Source organism: Streptomyces sp. NPDC006265 (assembly GCF_040613555.1).
Classification (GTDB): domain Bacteria; phylum Actinomycetota; class Actinomycetes; order Streptomycetales; family Streptomycetaceae; genus Streptomyces.
This window is the reverse complement of the sequence record NZ_JBEXSH010001091.1, coordinates 1-2,593: the sequence shown is the minus strand read 5'-3', so window position 1 is coordinate 2,593 and position 2,593 is coordinate 1. Positions and strand designations below refer to the sequence as shown.

Below are 2,593 nucleotides of genomic sequence, written 5' to 3'. Positions count from 1 at the left end.
GTCCTCTTCCCCGCCGCCGTCCTCGCCCTGCTCGGGGCGCTCGCGGTGACGGCCGCGGGCGGCGTACGACTGCCCCGGCGGCGCACACGGCCCGCCGGCCCGGCCGAACCGCCCGCGGACCGGGTCGTGCCGGCCCGGCTCCGGCAACCGGACCACCCCGACGCCCTCCTGACGCCCGTGTCCGCCTCACAGACAGAAGAACGATGACCGACCCCGCCTCCCTCGCGCCGGCCCGCAAGGCCGCCCGCACGTCCGACGCCGGGACACCCGACGGCACCTGGCGCCTGTGCAGGCAGCTGTCGCCGCTGCTGCGGCTGCTGATCCTCACCCAGCTCGCCTTCAACATCGGCTTCTACGCCGTCCTGCCGTTCCTCGCCGAACATCTCGGCAGCGCGATCGGCATGGCGGGCTGGCTGGTCGGGTTCGCGCTCGGGCTGCGCACCTTCAGCCAGCAGGGGCTGTTCGTGGTCGGCGGCTGGCTCGTCGACCGGTTCGGGGTGCGGCCGGTCGTGCTGGCGGGTTGCGTGCTGCGGATCGCCGGGTTCGTGTGGCTCGGGTACGCGGAGGCGACGGGGGCCGTGATCGGGGCGGTGCTGGTGATCGGGTTCGCCGCCGCGCTGTTCTCTCCGGCCGTGGAGTCCGAGGTGGCCCGTCAGGCGGTGGTCTGGGAGGAGGGCGGCCCCGGCCCGCGCACCCGGGTCCTCGCCCTGTTCAGCGTGGCGGGCCAGGTCGGGGCGTTCGCCGGGCCGCTGCTCGGCGCGCTGCTGCTCGCCGTGGACTTTCGCACCGTGTGCCTCGCGGGTGCCGCGGTCTTCGTCCTCGTCCTGGCCGGGCACCTGTGGCTGATGCCGCAGCACATCCCCGGCCGGGTCCGCGTCCGGGAGCGGGGCGGGGTCCGCGCCCTGCTGCGCAACCGCCGCTTCCTCGCCCTGTGCTGTGCCTACGGCACCTACCTCCTGGCCTACAACCAGCTCTATCTGGCCCTGCCGGACGAGGTGCAGCGCGCGGCGGGCTCCCAGGTGCCGCTGTCCTGGCTCTTCGCCCTGTCCTCGGTGCTGGTGGTGTTCACCCAGCTGCCGGTGACCCGCTGGGCGGGCGACCGGCTCGATCTGCGCCGCTCGATGACCGCGGGACTGCTGCTGATCGCGTCCGGCTTCGCGGTGGTGGCCGCGGCCCGCCCGGCCGGCTGGACCGGCACCGCCGGACTGCTGCCGGCCGCGGGCTTCGTGATCTTGCTCACCGTGGGGCAGATGCTGGTGGTGCCCGCCGCCCGCGCCTGGGTGCCCGACCTCGCCGAGGAGGGCCGGCTCGGGCTCTACACGGGCGCGTTGTCGTCCGTCTCCGGTGTGATCGTCCTGGCCGGCAGCGCGGCCACCGGCTCGCTGCTCGACCTGGGGCTGCCGGCCGCCGTGCCGTGGCTGGTCCTCGCGGCCGTACCGGCCCTGGCGGTGCCCCTGTTGCCCCGCCGTGCGAAGGAGGCGGGCACGGCGTGAGACCGCGCCCGCTCCCGACGGCAACCGGGCCCGGCGGGCGACCCCTTCGCTCCGGTTCGTTCCGGGAATTACGAGACCGCACCCTGCGCGGACACCACTGCGGAGTTCGGTGGTCGCGCCGCGCCAGTATCCTGGGTCGGCTGCGGCACCCCCCACCAATCCCCGTGCGTATGCGGGGAGTTCGGCCTGCGGCAACGACCTTCCCACACGCATGAGACGAGGACGAGTGCTGCTAGCGGGCCGCTACCGGCTGGATGTTGAGATCGGGCGCGGTGGAATGGGAGAGGTCTGGCGCGCGTACGACGAGACGCTCGCCAGAGCGGTGGCCCTCAAGCTGCTGCTCCCCCAGGACACCGATGCCACGGCGACCTCCCGGTTCCGTCTGGAGGCTCAGACCGCCGGGCGTCTCAACCACCCCAACGTGGTCGGCGTCCTGGACTTCGGCGAGTACGACAACCGGCTGTACCTGGTGATGGAACTGATCGAGGGCGACAGTCTCGCCGGGGTGCTGGCCGGCTCCGGCCCGCTCCCCGCCGAGCAGGTGGCCGACCTGGCCGCACAGGCGTCCGCCGGTCTCGCCGCCGCGCACGGGCAGGGCATCGTGCACCGGGACGTCAAGCCCGCCAACCTGTTGCTGGACACGAACGGCACCCTGAAGATCGGCGACTTCGGCATCGCGCGGTTCCTCGACGACCCGGGCGCCGCGCTCACCGCCACCGGCCAGATCGTCGGCACCGGCCTGTACCTCGCGCCCGAGCGTGCCCTGGGCAAGCAGGCGGGGCCCGCCTCCGACATGTACTCCCTGGGCTGCGTGCTCTACCAGCTCCTCAGCGGGCGCCCGCCGTTCCAGGCCGACACCGCCGTGGCCCTCCTCCACCAGCATCTCGACTCCGCCCCCGTGCCGCCCCGCGACCTCGGTGTCACCGGGCTGCCACCGGCGTTCGAGAACTACCTCCTCGGTCTGCTCGCCAAGCAGCCCGAGGACCGGCCCACCTCCCAGCAGGCCGCCGAGTGGTTCGCCGGGGGCGCCTGGCGGGGCCTGCCCGAGCCGCTGCCGGAGGCCTCGCCGCCGCTGCGGCCCAGGACCACGTCCGCGGCGA

General features: G+C 74.3%; 2 protein-coding genes and 1 pseudogene. All 3 read left to right on the top strand.

The genetic code is table 11. From position 1 onward, the window contains the following. Nucleotides 1-207: pseudogene (locus tag ABZ281_RS45615) on the top strand (ABC transporter permease); the annotation flags it as partial. Then, a complete protein-coding gene (locus tag ABZ281_RS45610; protein ID WP_356664300.1) occupies nt 204-1,493 on the top strand; it encodes an MFS transporter in 1,290 nt (429 codons plus the stop codon). The pseudogene ABZ281_RS45615 and the gene ABZ281_RS45610, both read left to right, overlap by 4 nt. A 226-nt stretch (nt 1,494-1,719) precedes the next feature. Further along, nucleotides 1,720-2,593, top strand: an 874-nt coding sequence (locus ABZ281_RS45605; protein ID WP_356664302.1) for a serine/threonine-protein kinase, incomplete at its 3' end; no start/stop codon positions are given.